The following is a 21,715-nucleotide window of genomic DNA, read 5'->3' on the forward strand; positions in this document are numbered from 1 at the left end:
TTTAACCATGTCCTGAATTTAACTGCGCCTTCATTTAACAACAATATTGACCAGGCGTCCGGGTACAATGATTATCTTAACCAATTGCTTGCCTTCGAGATGTCGTTTAACATTTTCATCAGTCAATGCCGCAGTTTCAATTTGTTCATTGGCGACATTGCTGGCCAGTGTAATCCGGGCGCGCATTTTGCCATTGACCTGCACCCCCAATGACACTGTATCTGAAACCATTGCGCCTGCATCGGCTACCGGCCAACTCGCTTGACCAATCTCACCCACATAGCCCAATCCCGACCAAAGATTATGACATATGTGGGGCACGATAGGCGCCAGTAAACGCAACAGGATCTGTACCGATTCCGCATACACCACGGCATTCGCTTGGTCGGCCAGATTGTCCTGGACTCCCTGAAGACTGTTAATCATTTTCATGGCAGCAGCGACGACGGTATTAAACTGGTACTTGGCCACATCGCGATTCGCCTGTTCCAGTAAACTGTGGATTTCAGCCCTTAAGTCTTTAGCTTGTGAACTGCCCCCGTTCCAATCCACACTTTTCAAGCGTTCGGGTGTCCAATGCTGCAACAACTCAAAGCGCTGCGGCTGGCTGACGGTACGCCAAAGCTTTTTAAGAAACCGAAACGCGCCTTCCACCGCGTCATCGTTCCATTCCAAGGATTGTTCAGGTGGGGCTGCGAACATGGTAAACAAGCGCACCGTATCGGCACCGTATTGCTCGATAAGCGCCTGGGGATCGACTGTGTTCCCCTTGGACTTGGACATTTTTGCGCCATCCTTTAACACCATACCTTGAGTCAACAGCGCGGCAAAAGGCTCAGAACTGGAAATCAATCCGGCATCTCGCATCAATTTATTGTAAAACCTTGCATACAATAAGTGCAGTATGGCGTGTTCAATACCACCCACATACTGATCCACCGGCAACCAGTAATCGGCTCGCTCATCCAACATCGCGCTGTCATTATCTTTACAGGCATAACGGGCAAAGTACCAGGATGATTCCATGAAGGTATCAAAGGTATCTGTCTCCCGCCGCGCTGCGGCACCACATTGGGGGCAAGAGGTCTGATAAAAATCCGACATTTTGGCCAAGGGGGAGCCTGCCTCTATAGTCACATCTTCAGGCAAGACCACGGGCAATTCGTGTTCCGGTACAGCAACTTCACCACATTGATCACAATGAACGATAGGGATGGGCGCTCCCCAATAGCGTTGTCGTGACACACCCCAATCACGAAGGCGATAATTAACCTTCACCTGACCTTTATTTTGCTCTAGTAAGGCAGCTGCGATTTTATCGAACGCCGCGTCAAACTCCAGACCGTTAAATACCCCTGAATTTACCAAGCGCCCTTTATCGGTAAAGGCTCCCTTTTCCAAATCCACTTCGCTGCCATCCAAGGCTTCTATCACTTGGCGAACCGGCAATTCGTATTTTTGGGCAAACTCCCAGTCGCGCTGATCGTGCGCTGGAACGGCCATAACCGCGCCTTCGCCGTAAGCCATTAAAACAAAATTGGCAACAAAAATGGGAACCCGCTCGCCATTAAGGGGATGCTCCGCAAACAAGCCCGTGGCAACCCCTTTTTTTTCCATGGTTTCCATTGCCGCTTCAGAAGTTTCCATATGGCGACATTCCTCTAAAAACGCTGCCACTTCAACATTAGCCCCCGCGGCTTCCCGAGCCAGTGGATGTTCCGGTGCCACAGCCACATAACTGACCCCCATCAGGGTGTCGGGCCGTGTTGTAAACACCTTCAAGACATCTTCACCCGGTTTGGCGCCAACCACCGTGAAACTCAACTCCACCCCTTGGGACTTACCAATCCAATTGCGTTGCATAACGCGAACCTGCTCCGGCCAGTCCGGTAAATTTTCCAACTCCGCCAGCAACTCCTCCGCATATTGGGTTATTTTCATAAACCATTGGGGTATTTCCTTACGCTCCACCACCGTATCACAACGCCAGCATCGGCCTTCGATCACCTGCTCATTGGCCAATACAGTGAGGTCATGGGGACACCAGTTGACCGGTGCGGTTTTCTTGTACACCAACCCCTTTGCAAACAAACGGGTGAACAACCACTGCTCCCAACGGTAGTACTTCGGGTGACAGGTAGCCAACTCGCGATCCCAGTCGTAAGCAAAACCCAAGCGTTGCAACTGCGAGCGCATATAGTCGATATTTTCGTAGGTCCAACGCGCCGGCGGAACTTGGTTTTTAATAGCAGCATTTTCCGCAGGCAGACCAAAAGCATCCCAACCCATTGGTTGCAATACATTTTTACCCAACATTTTTTGATAACGGCTGATCACGTCGCCAATGGTGTAGTTACGCACATGCCCCATGTGCAAACGACCACTGGGATACGGAAACATGGATAAACAATAGAATTTCTCTTTATCGGGATCTTCCGTGACTCGAAAAGTCCCCTCGTCCTGCCAAAATTGCTGCGCCTGTTCTTCCACCGCCTTGGGATGATATTGTTCATCAATTGCCATGTGCTTTTTTCCGCCGGAACCGTAAATGATAAAAGGCGTAAGAATAACTCAGTCTAAAGCTCGCCCACAACCAATCCGGCCCTTTTACCCGCCTATCCTCTGCTAAAAACTGAGATTTACCCCGTTTTCAGCTTCACAGCAACACATTCTTGAACCACACTTATGGTTGGAGGTAGCGCAATATGAACCGGAAAACTGACGAACACCGCCACATTCGTACCTATAACCAAATATTGAAAAACATTAAGACATTTGTTTCTCAAACGGAAGATGAGATCAGCGCCAAATTCAACCTGGCTCTGGAAAGCGCCAAAAAGACCAGCGCGGAATTGCAGGATTTCACCCGTGAGGAAGTGGACCTTATCAGCGAGTATATCAAGCGGGATATTCACGATGCGGCCCACCATCTGGCGGAAACCGGGGAAGAACTGAGCGACTGGTTACGGTTTGATACTCAATTGGTGGAGGCAAAACTTCTGGAACTCATGAGCCTGGCTGTTGACACAAGCCGGGTGGAACTGGCGCAACTGACTCAACGTGCCCGTCAGGAAAGTGTTTGGGCCAGTGGCGAAACCACCAGTCCCGGCACTTTACAATGCCGGGGCTGCCACCACAACCTACAGTTTCACAACACCAGCATTATTCCACGCTGCCCAAAATGCAATAACGATCAATTTCAGCGTATTATCAAGGATTAACGCAACTGTTGAGAAATACTAAATATTTTTAAACAAGCTAGATTTTAAAAATTGTTGACAAAAGGCCTAAACATTCCCAGACTCTTAGAATTCAGGCGGCTGAGCAACACTTCCCAAAATGCCGACCAATACTCCAGTGCCCCAAATACAGGACCGTTTATGGAAAAAAACGTAATGGAATGGTCTGACGCACGAATTCTGATAGTGGATGATATTCCCACTAACCGCACCTTATTGATTCGTGCATTAACGCCTCTTGGCTACAAAATAGAAGAAGCTGACAGCGGTGAAAGTGCCCTAAAATGCCTGGAACAATCCAGCTACGATCTTATTTTGCTGGATCATCTCATGCCCGGCCTCAGTGGTTTCGAAACATTAAAAGTAATCCGCAGCCGGTATTCTCGCTTGCAATTACCTGTCATTATTGTGACCGCACTTTATGAAACCGAAAACATTATTCAAGGCCTCAACTTCGGTGCAAATGACTACATCACCAAACCCTTTGAGTTTGAAGTCATTCAAGCCCGGGTAGAGGCCCACTTGCAAAGCAAGAAATTACAAAGCGACCTCATTCAGGCTAAAGAAACTGCTGAAGACATCAGCCGCACCAAATCCCGCTTTCTCTCACAAATGAGTCATGAACTGAGAACGCCGCTTAATGCGATATTGGGTTTTACCGAACTTTGCTTCAATAAAGCCAAGCAAAACGGTCACGACCAATATGTAAGCAATCTTCAAATGATCCAGGACTCAGGGAAAAACCTACTGGAAATTATTAACAATCTTTTGGATCTATCCAAGATAGAAGCCGGCAAACTGGAAATCAACATCGAAGCTCTATCTCTAAAAGAGCTTATGAATCATATAAACCAATTGTGTCTGCCCTTATTGAAACAAAACAAGAACCGGATTCACTTTCGCACAGACACCACCTCAGACCTTATAAATAGTGATAAAACCAAACTACAACAGATACTCACCAACCTCGTCGCCAATGCTGCCAAGTTCACTCAAAACGGCGATATTACTGTTGAAACCTGTTTAAACTCCGAAAATACACAAAGTAATCTGGTACTACGGGTACGAGACACCGGCACAGGGATTCGAGCTGATCAACAGGAATTTATTTTTAAGGAATTCTATCAGTGCCACACCCATAAAACCGGCGGTACCGGCTTAGGCCTGGCAATTACCCGTCAACTGTGCGAATTGTTGGGCGGACGTATTCAACTGGAAAGCAGCAGTGATAAAGGCAGTGTTTTTCTCGTGGTTATACCCGTCACGCTTTCACAGCCACAGCCACAGCCACAGCCGGAATCTACCGTATAGTTCCAAGCCCGAACATAACAAAACCGACAGTGCGACAACCATTGCATATGCAAACATCGGATTTTTCATGTATATTTGGATACATGGGTTGGGCTGTATTGTTGGAGTTAACCAGGAACCGTTACTTTGAAAAAAATCACGTTTATCAATCCGCCCTACGAGCGCATTGCTCCGGGCTACGACTTCATTAACCACATCACCAATCGCTCTCCCTCTTTGGGATTATTGCATCTGGCCGCACAAGTCCGTGAAGACGGCTACCTACCTGCCATCATTGAAGGCGATATTGAAAATCTCAATGCCGAACAGGTGGCCAAACGCATTATTCAATCCCGCCCGGAATATGTTGGCATTACCTTGTTTACAGTAGCCGTATGGTGTGCCGCCGAGATCGCCAAAAGAATTAAACAGGAATTACCCGACACCATTATTCTGGTTGGTGGACCCCATATTTCATCTATGGGCATGGAAACCATGCAACGATTTCCCGATTTTGATATTGCAGTGACCAATGAGGGAGAACTGGTCCTAAGTGAATTACTCCCCATCCTGGACGCGGGTAAAACACCACATTCAGTTAAAGGGATTATTTACCGCATGGGCGATCAGTTGATGCAAACCCCTGCAGCCCCCACCACATCCAATCTGGACGAACTACCCGTACCTGCCTGGGATTTACTACCCAACTTTCCTAAAGCGTATTTGCCGGCAATTTATGATTATCCCAAAGGGCCGGTAGCTACCATCGCCGCTTCACGGGGATGCCCTTTCTTGTGTAAATTCTGTGACACGTCAACATTTGGTGCCAAGGTACGTGCTTATTCACCAGAAATGGTATTCAACATGATGCAACATTTACACAATACCTACGGAATACGCCACATCATGTTTGTGGACGATTTGTTCCTCGCCAGCAAAATCCGAACGCTGGCATTGTGCGATATGATCTTAGAATCGGGTTTGGAGATGACCTGGAGTTGTACTGCTCGAGTGGATACCGTAAAACCGGAAGTTCTAAAACGCATGAAACAGGCCGGTTGCTGGGAAATTAGTTTTGGCTTGGAAACCGGTTCTAATGAATTACTGCAAAAAATGGAAAAAGCCGCACGCGTCGAAAAATCAGAGCAGGCTATAAACTGGACCCATGAAGCAGGAATACGCTGCAAAGGCCTGTTTATGCTGGGCTACCCAGGTGAAACCCAGGAAACCATCGAAATGACCAAGGCGTTCTGCCGCCGCATCCCCATGACTACAATGAACTTAACCAAGTTCACCCCCTACCCCGGCTCACCAATTTATCGAGAATTGTATGGTACCAACATCAAAGAAGATCATTGGGAACGCATGAATGGAATGAACTTTGTTTGGGCGCCGGAAGGCATTACCGTGGAGCAATTGGATCGCGAATACCAAAACCTACTTAAAGCTTTTTATCGTCGTCCTGAAGTAGCGCACAAATACCTGTTCGTGTCGCTGCGCTACCCGCATCATTTATACCGTCTTCTTAAATTCGCATTGGGCTTTGCTAAAGCCAAGCTGATAAGTTTTCTCAGTGGCCGCAAAGGGCTATTGGTCAAAGAAGAAAACTACTACCTGGATGCCAACAAAGGTAAAACAGCCAACTGACCGTGCGCTCAGATTTGACGCCGCTGCAAGACCCAAGCAGCGATTAGTGATAGGGTAAAAATAAAAATCACCGGCCAGTTCCCCAAACGGGTGTAAACCGTATTCCCGGTGCGGGGAAAAATATCCGCTGTTAGTACAGACAACTCAAATTGGGGCGATTGCTCAATAATTGCACCGGTGTGATCAATGAGAGCAGAAACACCATTATTGGTGGCTCTCAACATGGGTCTGCCGGTTTCCATAGCCCTCATACGAGCCATTTGTAAATGTTGATGCGGCGCAAATGAATCCCCAAACCAGGCATCGTTACTTACGTTAACCAAGATTTCCGCCTCAGGCAGGGTTTCAATAACCTCTGCGCCAAAAACATCTTCATAACAAATGGATATACCAGCTTTTGTTCCCGCCACCTCCAGCACCTGACGCTCGCCGGGACCGGAGCTAAAATTGGCCATGGGCACCCGAAAAAACAGCAACAAATCACCCAACAATGCTTTGAGCGGTAAATACTCACCAAAAGGAACTAAATGGCGTTTGTGATAAAAATCCGTTTTGCTGCCGATGGCAATCACACTATTGTAATGCACTTTGTAATCATCTTCGTCTACCATAGGGATACCGATGAGCATATCCGTATTGTGGGCTTTGGCTTCTTCACCCAGCCTCAAAACAGCGCGACGTTCGTTTTGAAAAAATGCGGGATACGCCGTCTCCGGCCAAATGATCAAATCACTATCCCAATTCTTTCGTGACAAATCGGTATACAACTGAATGCTGGATTGACGATAGGCCGGGTGCCATTTCAACTCCTGGGGAATGTTCCCCTGAATCAAGGATACTTTAATGGGTTTTTCTTTGGCCTGAGTCCACTCAATGCGACCGCTGGAACTGCTGCCTAAAACAAGCGCTGCAATTAAGGCCACCACGCCAACGCGATAGCGCATGTGCTCCGAGTAGAACAACAGAACCAAGCCACCGGCCACCAGAATAAGCAACCAGGATATTCCGTACACACCCAATAATGGCGCAATACCATGCAAAGGCCCGTCCACTTGGGTATAACCCAGAGACAACCAAGGGTATCCGGTAAACACCCAGCTTCGCGTCCATTCCAAAAAGGTCCACAAAGCCGGTAACAACAGCAACAAACTCAGGGGTAATGACAGGCGGGAAAAAAAGCGTCGCACCAAATAGACCGTCACCGCTGGAAAACAAGCCCAGATGGCAACAAATAAAATCGTTAGAAATACGGACAGGAAAACGCTCATATTTCCAAAGCGGATCATGCTCACGGATATCCAAGAAACACCAATACCGTAGTACGCTAACCCAAATAAATACCCACGCAGAAGTGCCCGCTTTGGCGGACAATATAACCAAGTGACCACAAAAATGGCCGGGGACAGTAACACAAAGACGACGAGATCGTATGGGGCAAAAGCGAATGGCAACAATAACCCCGCAAGTACCGCTACGACCTCCCCCCAATAGCCTTGCATTACGCGTTTACTACTGTCTTGAAAAGCGGATAGTTTCACTTGTTATTATCGGAACCTTGGTATTGTGCTTCCGGGCTCGACAACCCGGTTCATCAGCGGACACAACCCGTATAGACGTTTTTAATTGGATGCCAGATCTTCTACCTGGGTGCCATTACCGTCGTCAACACTCATCTGTAATAAATGCGCTCGACGGCTGTCAGCTCGCAAAACTTTGAACTTGAACCGACCGATGCTGGCTTCCTCCCCTCGTGCCGGCACACGACCGAACTCCTGACTAAGCAACCCACCAATGGTATCAAACTCATCATCACAGAGCGACGTGTCAAATTCACTATTAAACTCATCGATAGGTGTGATCGCTTTGACGGTGTAGCGATTATCGCTGTGCTTTACGATATACAAATCGTGTTCAAAGTCGTGTTCATCCTCAATATCACCCACGATTTGCTCCAGCACATCCTCAATGGTTACCAAGCCGGATACCCCACCGTATTCATCCACAACAATTGCCATATGGTTACGACTGGCTCGAAACTCCCTTAACAGCACATTCAAACGTTTGCTCTCGGGGATAAAAACGGCTGGGCGTAGCATATCCCTGATATTGAACTCCTGCTCCTTGTCGGCAAAATAGGGCAGCAGATCCTTCGCCAACAGTATGCCCACCACTTCATCCCGACTGTCGCCAATCACCGGAAAACGCGAATGCGCTGACTCCACAATAATAGGTAAAAACTCTTCGGGGGGCACATCTTGATTGACCACCACCATTTGAGCACGCGGTATCATGACATCGCGAACCTGCATCTCGGAAACATCCAGAACGCCTTCTATCATGGGCAAGGCATCTATATCCAGCAGGTTACGCTTGCGCGCATTACGCAAAATAGTGATTAACTGCTCTCTGTCCTTAGGTTCTATCATTAAAGCTTGACTGAATCGCTCCAGCCAACTCGGGCGCTGCCTCCCATCCTTGGAGACAGCGCTACTACTATTAATGTCGTTCATGATGCTTCCGACTCCGTATACGGATTAGGAAAGTCTAATTTTGCCAGTATGGCAACTTCCAGGGCTTCCATAGTTTCAGCCTCCTCATCGCTAATGTGATCATACCCCATTAAGTGCAACACACCATGCACAATCATATGAGCCCAATGCTGTTCCAATGACTTATGCTGTTCCAGTGCTTCGCGGCGTACCACAGGAGCACACACCAACACATCGCCCAGTAAGGGTAATGGCAAATCTTCCGGCAATTCGGCCGGGAAGGACAACACATTGGTGGAACCGGTTTTGTTGCGATAGGTTTGGTTCAGTTGCGTCATCTCCGACTCATCCACAACGCGGACTGTCAACTGAATATGGTCATTCGACTTTTTCTCCGGCACCGCCGCCGCAGCGGCTACAATCCAGCGCTCCAGAGTCTTTTGATCCGGCCCTATGGATGCATATTCCGTAGATGCCACTTGAAAATCAAGCTCCACGCACGGTAACGGTTGCGGAGGTTCTTCAGTTTTTTGATTCGTATTCATCGTAAGCGGTAACTATTTTCTGTACCAAAGGATGCCTAACCACGTCCTTGGCAGTGAAAAAAGTAAAGCTAATACCCTCCACCCCTTTTAACACCTCAATCACATGACGTAAACCGGAGTAAGTATTGCGAGGCAGGTCGATTTGAGTCACATCGCCGGTAATAACAGCCGTGGAACCGAACCCAATACGAGTGAGAAACATTTTCATTTGCTCCATCGTCGTGTTTTGAGCTTCATCCAGAATAATATAACTTTCATTTAACGTACGCCCACGCATATATGCGAGCGGCGCAACTTCAATGACATCTTTTTCTATTAATTTAAGAACCCGCTCAAATCCTAACATTTCATATAAGGCATCGTACAGAGGACGTAAATAAGGATCAACTTTTTGCGCCAAATCACCCGGTAGAAAACCTAAGCGCTCCCCTGCCTCCACCGCAGGACGCACCAGAATAATGCGTCGCACTTGATCTTTTTCCAAAGCTTCCACCGCGCAGGCCACCGCCAAATAGGTTTTACCTGTGCCGGCAGGACCGATGCCAAAGTTGATATCGTGGGTAACCACATTGTGGAGATATTGCTGCTGATTAAAACCTCGCGCCTTCACCACACCTCGGCGAGTTTTGATTTCCACTGATGGGTTACCATTGCCTTTTCTTTGATCCAGGCGTGCTTCAATACCGGCTTCCTGTAAAAACAAGTGCACGCGACGCTTGGTCAAGCGAGCCATGGAAGTCTCTTCGTACAAGCTTTTTAGAACCTCACCAGCGGCTTCCACCGACAGCTTCTCGCCAATCACATTAAAAGAATTACCGCGATTATTGATTTCCACTCCGAGACGACTTTCAATCTGGCGTAAATGGGTGTCAAATTCGCCACACAAATTGGCGAGCCTGTCATTATCGTCGGGTTCCAGTGCAAAATTACAGGAGTTAAGGGTATTCAAAATATAACCCGCACGCTGTTGAAAAGGATAAGCAATCTGAACATTAGACCCCGGATGCGACTTGCTGGGATGCTGTCACCGGTTCCGCCCGCAGTGAGTTAGGCAAAGCCTCGGTGATGCGCACATTGATAAATTGACCGACTAGACGCGGGTGTGCAGAAAAATTTACCACTCGATTGTTTTCAGTTCTGCCGCGTAACTGATGGGGATCTTTGCGCGAAGGCCCCTCCACCAGGATGGAATATTCGTTACCAACCATATTTTCACTGATTTGAGCCGCCATCTTGGAGATTTTGGTTTGCAAAATGCTCAATCGCTCCTTTTTCACCTGAATCGGTACATTATCCGGATAGGTTGCAGCTGGCGTGCCAGGACGCGGACTATAGACAAAACTAAACGAGTGATCGAAACCCACGGACTCAATTAAATCCAGGGTCGCCTGAAAATCTGCCTCAGACTCCCCGGGAAAACCCACAATAAAATCTGAAGATAGACTCAAATCCGGACGAATAGCCCGTAAACGACGAATTTTGTCCTTATACTCCAGCGCCGTGTGGCCTCGCTTCATCATGGTTAGAATTCTGTCGGATCCGCTTTGGACCGGTAAATGGAGGTGTCCAACCAATTGCGGAACGGTGGCATAAGCTTCAATCAGTGAGTCGGAAAATTCCACCGGATGAGAGGTGGTGAAACGAATTCGATCGATTCCATCAATAGCTGCCACAAAATGGATCAACAAGGCCAAGTCTGCCACATCGCCATCATGCATGCTGCCTCGATAAGCGTTCACGTTTTGCCCCAACAAGGTCACTTCACGCACTCCCTGCTCGGCCAGCTGAGCCACTTCACTCAAGACGTCGTCGAAAGGACGGCTTATTTCTTCACCGCGAGTGTAAGGCACCACACAAAATGTACAATATTTGCTACAACCTTCCATAATCGACACAAACGCAGTGACTCCCTGCGAACGCGGTGCCGGTAGACAGTCAAATTTTTCGATCTCGGGGAAACTGACGTCCACAATGCCTTTGCCATTGCTTTTTAGGTCGAGCAGCATTTTGGGTAACCGATGCAGCGTTTGGGGGCCATAAACCAAGTCGACAAAAGGGGCACGAGTTCGAATAGCCTCACCCTCCTGACTGGCAACACAACCGCCCACGCCGATGATCAGATGGGGATTCACCGCCTTTAACTCCTTCCAACGCCCCAATAGGGAAAACACCTTTTCTTGCGCTTTTTCACGCACGGAACAGGTATTAAGTAACAGGATATCAGCGTGTTCAGGAGAATCCACCAGAGAAAGATCGTGGGTATCACCCAGCAATTCCGCAGTCTTAGCGGAATCATATTCATTCATCTGGCAACCAAAGGTTTTAATATAAAGCTTTCGCGCCATAAAAGATTGGTCAACTAGTATACAAAATAGAATAGCACATTCAACTGACCGTTTCCCGTCAGACCACCCACTATCCTAACTGTATAAACGCCCCGAGACCTCCGATTATGTTTCACATTCAAATACTTACAACACTCCCTCTATTTTTGACAAAAACGTAAAAATAAAAAGAGTCATCACCCCTGTCATCAACAGGGGTAATACGCCCATAATATTTGATTTTAATCGTAGTTGGGTTCAGACGCAATTTTATGAATGGCTAAATCGGCCCCCTTGTACTCATCTTCTTGAGACAAACGCAGGCCAACGAGCTTTTTGATCACACCGTAGACTAAAAATCCACCGATCAAGGCGATAGCCACGCCCATCAAAGTACCCACGAGTTGAGACATAAACGCGACTTTGCCCGTCCCTCCCAAGGTAACGGACCCGAAGATACCGGCAGCGATTCCGCCCCAGGCTCCGCATAAACCGTGCAAGGGCCAAACACCCAGCACGTCATCAATTTTCCACTTGTTCTGCGCCAGGGTAAATGTCCAAACAAACAGAGCTCCTGCCACCACACCGGTTACCATGGCCCCCAAGGGATGCATAACGTCAGAACCGGCACACACGGCCACCAAACCGGCCAGGGGACCGTTATGGACAAAACCCGGGTCATTATTCCCTACCACCAAAGCGGCCAACACGCCGCCTACCATGGCCATCAGTGAGTTTAAGGCCACCAAGCCACTCACCGCTTCCACAGTTTGTGCCGACATAACGTTAAAACCGAACCAACCCACGGTAAGAATCCAGGCGCCTAAAGCCAGAAAAGGAATACTGGACGGTGGATGTGCAGCGATCACTTTGCCATCTTTACTGTAACGACCGTGGCGAGCACCCAACAGGACTACCGCACCGAGCGCGATCCAACCACCCACGGCATGAACCACCACAGAACCGGCAAAATCATGAAATGGCTGACCAAAGTTGGACTCCATCCATGCTTGAATTCCAAAATTGCTATTCCAGGCAATACCTTCGAAAAAAGGATAAATGAGTGCCACAATTAACACACTCGCCATCAGTTGAGGATAAAATCGAGCCCTCTCCGCAATACCACCGGAGATAATGGCCGGTATAGCGGCTGCAAATGTGAGCAAGAAAAAGAACTTTACCAAGTCATAGCCATTTTTCTGCTGCAGCACGGTGGCACTGTCCATAAAGCCCACACCGTAGGCCACCAAATAACCGATAAAAAAATATGCCAAGGTGGAGACGGAGAAATCGGAGATGATTTTAACAAGTGCATTGACCTGATTTTTCTTACGCACGGTACCGACTTCCAGAAATGCAAAACCGGCATGCATTGCCAACACCATAATGGCGCCCAATAAAATAAATACCACGTCGTGACCGGATTGAGCCATGGCTTTCCCTCTTTGAAGATCGTTTGTTGGATTGCATCGTTTTGATGCAAGTTCAAGCGGGCGTAGTTATATCACAGCCACAAACATTGGGACCAGTGGGCACAAATCCCTGAAAAACCCCGTAAATTCGCCTCGCGCACCAGTAGCGTGCAGGATCGAAGCTGCACGCTTAATGCAGCACCATATACGCACCACTAAGATGCAAGAATACGTTAATCGCACCCAGCCGGGACGATCCTGCGCACCAAATTGGTTCGTAAATTTTTTGAAATTTTTTTCAGCGAACCAGTTTCAATGAGCCACCTTAGGCCAATAGGCTTCCACCGTGAACTCCGGGCTGTGCTTTTGCACATGGCATTGATCGCAAATTTGTTGCTTGGACCAATTTTTGTTGGGCACGGCTTGAGCGCCGGCCGATTCCACATGCCGGCGCCCGGCACCGTGGCACGATTCACATTGCACCCCCAGTAAGTGCGGGGTCATGGTGGTATCGATAAATCCGCCGTCCTGCTCATAGCCCACCACATGGCATTTTATGCAAAAAGGATCAAAGGCCTTATTCACCGCCTCCAATTTTTCGTACGCTGTCGCATGGAGCGAATCAAACCAGCGCTGGTGTTGTGCTGCATGGCAAGTCTTACATGTCTCTTCTCCCATGTATTCTGCAGCACCGGTTTTCAGGCGTTTACGCAATTCGGCCCGCTTTAAATAATCCTGCTTCAACTCCTCGTTATAAGCCTCGTACCAGGCTTGCATGCGTTCTGCATCAGGAATTGTGCCCGGCATGGGGATTACCTCATGTTGCCAACTGCTGATATCTCCTTGAGCCAACTGCAAATGCAGCCTCGCAATGCGCATGCCGCGCGAACCTGCCTGCAATACCAATGTCTTACCCACTTTAACCGGCTCGGAAAAAACTTCATAGGCGGACTCTACAAACAACAAGTCCACATGTCGTAATGGTAAGCGACTTTGCACCTTATCCAATGGTAATGAAGTGATCAACACCGTCACCGCACCTGCGTCATCAGCGTTCTGCAGCAGTTTTTTGATCTCATCCAGGTTTTCGGTGGCAACATTTTCTGCAGCCTGCATTTGTTTTGCAGGTGACTGCTCCGGCTCTAACCAGGAAAAAACCTCCATATTCACCGTCTGCCCCTGAAATCGACGTTCTATGTGAATCCGTTTGTTCACCTCCGGAGAATACCAGTTGCTGGATACCCACGGCAGCGAGGGACGTAGACCGAATTGTTGGCCATAAGCCAAATCACGCCATTGCACGCCAATAGCATCATAAGCAAGAACTTCAAATCCCTTTAATATATATTCCGCTTTAATTATATCGGTAGGACCGTCGCTGCTGATCAACCCTCCCGCGGAAAGTGCCACTAAATCAGGATTATTTTGCCTGAGATTGTCCAACGTAGTCACCCGCCGTTTAATTCCACCCAAATCCCCTTGTTCACTGCAACCACAGGGCTCCAATTCACCGTCCAGGTTACCGGAATACACCAGCTCCAGCGCTGCCCCCTCTTGTTTTGCCGTAGCATCCGAGGGTGGATTAGAGGCAATCCCGGCCAAATGCGGCAAAGTTATGATTAACATAAGGATGATAAAACCAACACTAATCCATTGCTTCATGCTTTTACCTTTTCTGTATTTATCGATTTCAAAATTCAACGATTACTGCGTTGCCGCCAATACTGCGCTTGAACCGAATCCACGCGTCTGCCATATAAGCCCCGCTCGTAAGCCCTAGCCATCGCTGTGGCTGCTTGGATTGAGCCTGCTGCAGCGGCCTTTTCAATCCACTGCATTGCCAGGTGTGGGTTTTTGGCCGTACCCCGACCTGCCAGAATCAACAAGCCCAGTGTTAATTGCGACTTCACTTGCCCTGCCTCCGCTGCTTTACCTAACCAGTAAACCGCTTTGGCGTCATCCTGGGTCGCGCCATCACCGTCCATATACAACAGTCCCAGGTTTTCTTGTGCTTTAGTAAAATTCTGTTGCGCAGCCTGCTGTAGCCATTGATGGGCCTGCACGGGATCCCGAGGTACGCCTAAGCCAAAGCGGTACATAATACCCAGACTGTTTTGCGCTCCGGGATGCCCCTGCTGCGCAGCTTGACGATACCAATGTAAAGCCGTCTCATCGTTTTTCTGCACCCCAAGACCGTGACGGTACATTACCCCCAATTTTCGTTGCGCTTCCACCACGCCGGCTTGCGCTAACGGCTGCAACAGTTTTAGAGCTTTTGGATAGTCACGTTGGCGATAAGCCGTCAAACCCGCATGCAAATCTGAAACGGCTGAAGCCGCTGTAGGCAAGGATAAGATCAATAATAGGATGAAAATGAGTGATTGTTTGTAAGCGTAAGCCACGACAGACCGTCCTTTTTCTCGCCGGATGGCTCGAGCTTACACAAAAAAAGGACGTTGTTAAACCGAAAGGAAGCAAAACAAAGCCGCAGGCTTTGATCTCATCTCGCGCACTTTCCAAACACCGTGACGAATCAGACTCGACGCGGTGTGCGTAGCACTTTAATTAAGCGATCTTCCAACTCGATACGATCCGCCAGCTGTTCCGCCAGTTTGGAAAGATCATCGGCCAAATCAGAAAGATTATCGCAATGGTCTTCACAATCGTATTTATCATTAAAGTCCAAAATCGCCTGGGTGGATTCGGCAACGCGAGGATAGATGTCATTGGCGATTTGCTGCACCGGTGTTCGACGCTCTTTGTCTTCATCGATGTGGCGATAGAGTTGGAAGTGTGCGCTGGCCGTGTAGTCGATCAGTGATTCACAAAAATTTTGCAATAACACCTGGGTTTCATGCTCCGGCTTGAAAGGCTGACGTACCGCTAGATCTCTTAGTAGTGACAATGTGTCAGTTCGACTTTCCACCAACATACCGATGTCCCTATGAGACCGTACTCGTCTTTCGGGAAGTGCCTCGTTGCTAGACTGCATAATCACCTCTTTTATTGTGCTAACCTATACCTGACTATTGCGCGGATAAACCCGTATAATTATCAGGGCGACCATAGGCAACGCCTCTGCGTGCTACTGCATTTTAACAACCACTGCTTTTCTTTGTAAATACTTTAGATCCTGCCTCATATAAGATTTAAAGATTTGGTCTCATTCCGCTTTTTTGTCCAGCAAAGTATTCATTTTCTCTACCAATCGCGGAAAATCGACGGGTTTTGTATCATATTCCTCACAACCCGCTTCCAAAGCTTTCTCCCGATCACCCGACATGGCATGGGCAGTCAAGGCAATCACCGGTATTTTATTTAAATTTTGCTGGCTTTTTATTTGCCGGGTAGCTTCCCAACCATCCATAATTGGCAAACTCATATCCATTAAAATTATGTCAGGATTCTCCGAAGCCGCCAAAGAAACTGCCTGTTGCCCATCCAAAGCAAATACCACGCTAAAGCCCTTGCGTTCCAAACGCCGGGATAACATATCCCGATTCATCTCATTGTCTTCTACCAGCAAAACTTTTACCACTTATTTCCTCCTGAAATTTTCTTATTCGGAGTCTTGAAAGTACTCTCTAACCCTTTTGAATTCGTCTTCCGTAGCAATGAAAGCGTCCACCACTTCCGGATCAAAGTGGTTTCCTGAACCTTCCACCAATATACCCCTACTTTTCTCATGAGAAAATGCATCTTTATAACATCTTTTGGAGGTCAAAGCATCGTACACATCGCCCAGTGCCAGAATCCGCGCCACCAGAGGAATTTCTTCACCCCTCAAACCATAAGGATAACCACCGCCGTCCCAACGCTCATGATGGGCCGATGCAATCTCCACGCCCATTCTGATTAAGGTGTTACCGGGATGTTGCTTATCCACTTCTTTTAAGGTTTCAGCACCAATAACCGGATGCAAGCGCATCACCTGCCATTCGTCAGCGGTTAATTTGCCCGGCTTAAGCAGCACAGAATCATCAATGCCCACTTTACCGATATCGTGCAAGGGGCTGGCTGCGTATATATCAGAAATAAACGCCGCATCTATTTTTTCCTGATATTTGGTTAAACGGCTCAACTGCTGCGATAGAATCCGACAATACTCCCGCATTCGCTCCAAATGTTCACCGGTTTCAGGGTCCCGGGATTCGGCCAATTTAGACATGGCAAAAATAGCCCCTAATTGTGCCTGGGAGATTTCCTGGACTTGTTGTTGCACTCGTTCCTGCAATTGGGAATTGTACATTTCAATTTGGGTACGATAATGGGCTTCCTTGTCGTGTAAACGTTTGCGTTCCAGACAGGCGCCCACACGTGCTTTCAATAAGGTGGGATCAAACGGCTTGGTGAGGTAGTCTTCTGCGCCCATGTCGATACAACGGGCAGCGCTGGAAGAATCGTCTAAAGCGGTTATCATAATAACTGGCACCGTTCTAAGTGTATTATCTTGTTTCATACACTTCAGTACTTCAAAGCCATCCATGACCGGCATCATAATATCCAGTAACACCAAATCATAGGGTTCCCGTTGCAGGGCATCCAGCGCTTCAGCACCATCGGTAGCAGTTTCTACTCGAAAACCCATGGGGCGCAATCGCCGCAACAACATATCACGATTCATTTCATTGTCATCGACCACCAAAATAGCAGCAGGAGTGTCAGAATTGTCCGTGTCGATAGTCATTGCAGGTTGATTCATAAGTAATATACCGGCATTAATAGATTGAATTTATATGAACCATCATCCGGTAATTTACAATTATTCTGTTCGATTAAGTAGTTACCGTTTGAGGCTCCCCTACTGTTATCGGCCACGTTTTACAATGTTTTACCATTTCTATCGCATCCATTTTGCGGTTTTTAGCCTAAGCAAGCGATCAGTTTTCCGTAAACTTTTTGTAATAACTTCAGCGTGTTTCTGCTACCGTTTTATTTTGTCGGCGTAATGCAAGGGAAAAACCGGTTTTGGCGTTGCATTAGCAAAAACAGCAGTCCCATGCTTACAGCCCGAGCCAGCATAAACAGGCAAAATGCCAGCCACAACCCGTGGTTGTGATGGGTTTGTAATAAATACCAGGCCGGCAAGAACACACATACGGTGGAAAACAACATGGTGTTACGCATTTCCGCAGCTTTGGTCGCCCCAATGTAAATACCGTCGAGAATAAAACTCCAAACAGAAATCAAGGGTAGCAATGCAACCCAGGGCAAGTAGTTCGCCGCCAGATGCCGTACCGATTCAATATCACTGATCCAGGCGATAAAAATCTCACCCAGCGCAAAATACATCCATGCGAAAACAGAACTGGCAGCCAAGGCCCAACACAAGGTAACCACAAGGACCGCATCAAACTGTCGTTGGTTGGATGCACCCACGGCTTTTCCGGTCATGGCCTCGGCCGCATGAGCCAACCCATCCAATCCATAAGCCATAAAGGTTTGAAAAGTGAATAACACAGCATTGGCTGCCAAAACCGCGTCTCCCAAGCGCGAGCCCTGTGCAGTAAAAAACGCCAGGGTAAACATCAAACATAAGGTTCGAATAAATATGTCCCGGTTCACCGCCAACAAATGCAATAAACGCGTGCGATCGAGAATCCGCTGCATGTGCCAATGGCCGGGATGTTTGCGTAGCTCCCCGCGTAGCAGCAACAAACCCAGACCTAAACCGCAATACTCGGCAATAAAAGAGGCCCAGGCCACACCATCGGCGGCGGTTCCCAAAACAGTAACAAAAACAAAATCCAACGCCATATTCAGACTGTTAACAAACAACAGTAACAACAAGGGTGCTCTGGCATTGTGCAAACCCAGAAACCACCCTAACAGCACATAATTGGCCAAAGTGGCCGGAGCACTCAATATTCGAATAAAAAAATACAAGCGCGCTTGTTGTTCCACCTGTTCACCGGCGCCTATCAGCTGAAACGCCAACCAGGCAATGGCTTGTTGCAGCCCTATCAGCAACAGCGAAAAAACCATCGCCAAAAACAGCGCCCGCAATAATACCGCACGAATTTCATCGCCATCGCCAGCACCAAAAGCCTGGGCTGTGAACGCTGTGGTACCCATGCGTAAAAAACCAAAACCCCAGAAGACTATGCCGAAAATCATGGACCCCACGGCGACTGCGCCTATGTAATGAGGAGAGTCCAGATGCCCCACCACAGCCGTATCCACTATACCCAACAGCGGTACGGACAGATTGGACAAAATAAGCGGCACTGCAATGCGCCATAGGTCGGAATGGATTTGACGTTGTTTTAGACTTTCAAGAAACAATCGACTGCCCTCTTGCAATGCAGCTCATGGCGTAGAAGCAAGGCAGGAAACAGGAAAACGGCGAGAGACAGGCCCCTCGCCGACTTACCCAAAAGACAAGATCAGGATTGATTCAGAGCGGCTTGTGCTGCCGGCACAGCGGCACCGCTGTTAATCTCTGCACCCATACCGCTTAATACGGTGTCCAAAGCCGCCAGGCAAAACAACACATTCTTGGGATTGCTGGCGTGGCCCATTAAACCGATACGCCAGATTTTTCCGGCCAGAGCGCCTAAACCGGCACCGATTTCCAAATTAAAATCATCCAGCAGACGTTTACGCACCGCCGCTTCATCCACGCCGGAAGGAATACTCACCGCGTTCAATTGCGGCAGGCGATGGGATTCGTTGACAATCAACTCCAGGCCCATGGCTTCCAAGCCGGCTTTGAGAATATTGTGATTGCGTTGGTGGCGAGACCAGGAGTTCTCCAAACCTTCTTCCTCTAAAATCACCAATGATTCATGCAGGCCGTATAATGCGTTTACCGGTGCGGTATGATGATAAGCCCGCTTCGTGCCGGCCCCCCAATAACCCATGACCAGATTAAGATCCAGAAACCAGCTTTGCACCTTGGCTTTACGTGATTTGATGACCTCTACCGCTCGATCACTAAACGTCACTGGAGACAAACCGGGCGCGCAGGAAAGACATTTTTGGCTGCCGGAATACACCGCATCCAAACCCCATTCTTCCACTTTTAGTTCAGAACCGCCCAAGGACGTCACCGTGTCTGCGATAGTGAGACAACCGTGCTTACGGGCTATTTCCGCCAAGGTTCGGGCATCAGATTGCACCCCGGTGGATGTTTCCGCATGAACGAAAGCCACCACTTTGGCATCGGGGTTGGCTTTCAAGGCATCCTCAAGTTTGTTGGGATCCACGGCGGTACCCCAAGCATCTTCCACCATGACAGCCACAGCACCGGCTCTTTCCACATTTTCTTTCATTCGTCCGCCAAATACGCCGTTTTGGCACACTATAACCTTATCACCGGGCTCTATCAGGTTGACAAAACAAGTTTCCATACCGGCCGACCCTGGCGCAGACACAGGGATGGTAAGTTCATAGGTAGTTTTGAAAGCGTACTGGATCAAAGACTTCATATCATCCATTAAATCCACAAACATAGGATCCAGATGTCCGATAGTGGACCTGGCCATGGCGCTCAAAACGCGAGGATGTACGTCAGAAGGACCGGGGCCCATCAATGTGCGAATGGGAGGAACGAAAGATTGGCTCATATCTATCTCTTTATCTCTATGTCTGTTTTACTAAAAAATGAATAAATTACCCTAAGGCGACGCAAAAGTTGATCATTATACTCAAGCATTTCGCTTTCTCAAAACTTGCCTCAAAATGCTGAATACATGCGTCCCCGGTTTAAAATACCATCAGGGTCAAATGTCGCTTTGAGACGCTGGTGCAAGCGTAACAGATGTTGAGGTAATGGATGAAAAATTTCCACTTCCGTATCCGCATAGGCCTGCTTCCCAGAAAACAAGGTAGCATGCCCCCCCTCACTTTCCACCGCTGCCCGGACAATAGCGGCCGAATCATTGGTTTTCAACCAACGTTGTCCACCGCCCCAGTCGTAAAACCATTGACCTCGAAGCGGTAAAGGCAGCGTGGCAGGAGCCACACTAATACGCCAAAGAGGCCTGGGATCACTGAAAAAATAGTGGCTGTGTTCCCGTACTTGTTCCCAAAAACCACTGGAACCCAATACATCGCCGGCGATTTTTTTGCGAGCATCATTAACAGCCAGAGTGGAACCGGACAGGCGCAAACAGACGGATTCCCCATCATAACAGGCCGCCGACAAAGGCAAAGGTTTCGCAGCTCGGGCACACATTACATCAATCGCTTCGGTCTCGCTTAAGGGCATGCACAAGGTCATTTCATCTTCCGGTATGGGCAATACTTTTAGAGAGACTTCGAGCAAAACACCCAGTGTTCCCATCGCACCAACCATTAAACGCGACACATCGTAACCGGCAACATTTTTCATCACTTGACCGCCGAAATTAACGATCTCTCCCTTACCGGTTAACACCTTACAGCCCAACATGAAATCCCGGGCAGCACCACTGAAGGGCCGCCGTGGGCCTGAAAACCCACAGGCCAGGGTACCACCTATGGTGGCTGAGTCACCGAAACCGGGTGGCTCGAAAGGTAACATTTGTTGTTGTGAAGCCAGTAAGGCATCAATCTCTTTCAAGGTGGTTCCGGCCCGCACAGTGAGTACCAATTCGCTGGGTTCGTAGCTGACCACACCTCGATGAGCGCTCAGTGGTAAACTCTCACCTGTAGCCACTCTACCGTAAAAAGATTTAGAGCCTGACCCACAGAGGTTGAGATTTTGCTTTTCCCCACGCGCCGCCAGAATTCGCTGCTGCAAGTCCGGACTAATATCTTTGTCCGCTAATCCTTCCACAAATCCTC

The 21,715-nt window shown here is 48.4% G+C and carries 18 protein-coding genes; 3 read left to right on the forward strand and 15 right to left on the reverse strand.

The window, feature by feature from the left end:
• Positions 1–30 precede the first annotated feature (30 nt).
• Positions 31–2,517 (reverse strand): leucine--tRNA ligase, encoded by a 2,487-nt coding sequence (gene leuS / locus OEY58_00380; GenBank protein ID MDH5323896.1) that lies wholly within the window; start codon positions 2,515–2,517, stop codon positions 31–33.
• A gap of 188 nt (positions 2,518–2,705) precedes the next feature.
• Here leuS and OEY58_00385 point away from each other — a divergent pair, with 188 nt between their 5' ends.
• The 3 genes from OEY58_00385 to OEY58_00395 all read left to right on the forward strand — a co-directional run bounded on the left by OEY58_00385 (position 2,706) and on the right by OEY58_00395 (position 6,176).
• On the forward strand, positions 2,706–3,221 hold the full coding sequence (locus tag OEY58_00385) for a zinc ribbon-containing protein (protein MDH5323897.1): 516 nt from the start codon (positions 2,706–2,708) through the stop codon (positions 3,219–3,221).
• A gap of 159 nt (positions 3,222–3,380) precedes the next feature.
• Positions 3,381–4,550, forward strand: coding sequence for a response regulator (locus tag OEY58_00390; GenBank protein ID MDH5323898.1), 1,170 nt, complete (start codon positions 3,381–3,383; stop codon positions 4,548–4,550).
• Between the two features lie 126 nt (positions 4,551–4,676).
• Positions 4,677–6,176, forward strand: coding sequence for a B12-binding domain-containing radical SAM protein (locus tag OEY58_00395; protein ID MDH5323899.1), 1,500 nt, complete (start codon positions 4,677–4,679; stop codon positions 6,174–6,176).
• An 8-nt stretch (positions 6,177–6,184) separates the two neighbouring features.
• On the opposite strand, the gene lnt is transcribed toward OEY58_00395, so the two are convergent.
• From lnt to glcE, 14 genes are all read right to left on the reverse strand, one after another.
• Positions 6,185–7,714, reverse strand: coding sequence for an apolipoprotein N-acyltransferase (lnt, locus tag OEY58_00400; protein ID MDH5323900.1), 1,530 nt, complete (start codon positions 7,712–7,714; stop codon positions 6,185–6,187).
• A gap of 81 nt (positions 7,715–7,795) precedes the next feature.
• Complete coding sequence (locus tag OEY58_00405; GenBank protein ID MDH5323901.1) at positions 7,796–8,686, reverse strand: CBS domain-containing protein; 891 nt, start codon at positions 8,684–8,686, stop codon at positions 7,796–7,798.
• Positions 8,683–9,210 (reverse strand): rRNA maturation RNase YbeY, encoded by a 528-nt coding sequence (gene ybeY / locus OEY58_00410; protein MDH5323902.1) that lies wholly within the window; start codon positions 9,208–9,210, stop codon positions 8,683–8,685. Before ybeY ends, OEY58_00405 begins: the two co-directional genes overlap by 4 nt.
• Positions 9,188–10,159 (reverse strand): PhoH family protein, encoded by a 972-nt coding sequence (locus OEY58_00415; GenBank protein MDH5323903.1) that lies wholly within the window; start codon positions 10,157–10,159, stop codon positions 9,188–9,190. The genes ybeY and OEY58_00415 overlap by 23 nt, the downstream gene beginning before the upstream one ends.
• Before the next feature lie 43 nt (positions 10,160–10,202).
• Complete coding sequence (gene miaB / locus OEY58_00420) at positions 10,203–11,555, reverse strand: tRNA (N6-isopentenyl adenosine(37)-C2)-methylthiotransferase MiaB (GenBank protein MDH5323904.1); 1,353 nt, start codon at positions 11,553–11,555, stop codon at positions 10,203–10,205.
• 221 nt (positions 11,556–11,776) lie between these two features.
• Complete coding sequence (locus tag OEY58_00425) at positions 11,777–12,967, reverse strand: ammonium transporter (protein MDH5323905.1); 1,191 nt, start codon at positions 12,965–12,967, stop codon at positions 11,777–11,779.
• A 291-nt stretch (positions 12,968–13,258) separates the two neighbouring features.
• Positions 13,259–14,608 carry a multiheme c-type cytochrome gene (locus OEY58_00430; GenBank protein ID MDH5323906.1) on the reverse strand — a complete coding sequence of 450 codons (1,350 nt, stop codon included), beginning with the start codon at positions 14,606–14,608 and terminating at the stop codon, positions 13,259–13,261.
• Positions 14,609–14,643: 35 nt separating this feature from the next.
• Positions 14,644–15,348 (reverse strand): sel1 repeat family protein, encoded by a 705-nt coding sequence (locus OEY58_00435; protein ID MDH5323907.1) that lies wholly within the window; start codon positions 15,346–15,348, stop codon positions 14,644–14,646.
• 131 nt (positions 15,349–15,479) lie between these two features.
• Positions 15,480–15,938 (reverse strand): sigma D regulator, encoded by a 459-nt coding sequence (locus OEY58_00440; protein ID MDH5323908.1) that lies wholly within the window; start codon positions 15,936–15,938, stop codon positions 15,480–15,482.
• A gap of 171 nt (positions 15,939–16,109) precedes the next feature.
• Positions 16,110–16,484 (reverse strand): response regulator, encoded by a 375-nt coding sequence (locus OEY58_00445; GenBank protein ID MDH5323909.1) that lies wholly within the window; start codon positions 16,482–16,484, stop codon positions 16,110–16,112.
• Positions 16,485–16,505: 21 nt separating this feature from the next.
• The gene (locus tag OEY58_00450; GenBank protein MDH5323910.1) at positions 16,506–17,648 is read right to left on the reverse strand and encodes a response regulator; all 1,143 of its coding nucleotides are present in this window, start codon (positions 17,646–17,648) and stop codon (positions 16,506–16,508) included.
• 230 nt (positions 17,649–17,878) lie between these two features.
• A complete protein-coding gene (locus OEY58_00455; protein ID MDH5323911.1) occupies positions 17,879–19,231 on the reverse strand; it encodes an MATE family efflux transporter in 1,353 nt (450 codons plus the stop codon).
• A 101-nt stretch (positions 19,232–19,332) separates the two neighbouring features.
• On the reverse strand, positions 19,333–20,514 hold the full coding sequence (locus tag OEY58_00460) for an alanine--glyoxylate aminotransferase family protein (GenBank protein MDH5323912.1): 1,182 nt from the start codon (positions 20,512–20,514) through the stop codon (positions 19,333–19,335).
• Positions 20,515–20,624: 110 nt separating this feature from the next.
• On the reverse strand, positions 20,625–21,707 hold the full coding sequence (gene glcE, locus OEY58_00465) for a glycolate oxidase subunit GlcE (GenBank protein ID MDH5323913.1): 1,083 nt from the start codon (positions 21,705–21,707) through the stop codon (positions 20,625–20,627).
• Between the last annotated feature and the right edge of the window lie 8 nt (positions 21,708–21,715).

It is taken from the genome of Gammaproteobacteria bacterium, from assembly GCA_029882975.1.
Lineage (GTDB): Bacteria > Pseudomonadota > Gammaproteobacteria > SZUA-152 > SZUA-152 > JAJDNG01.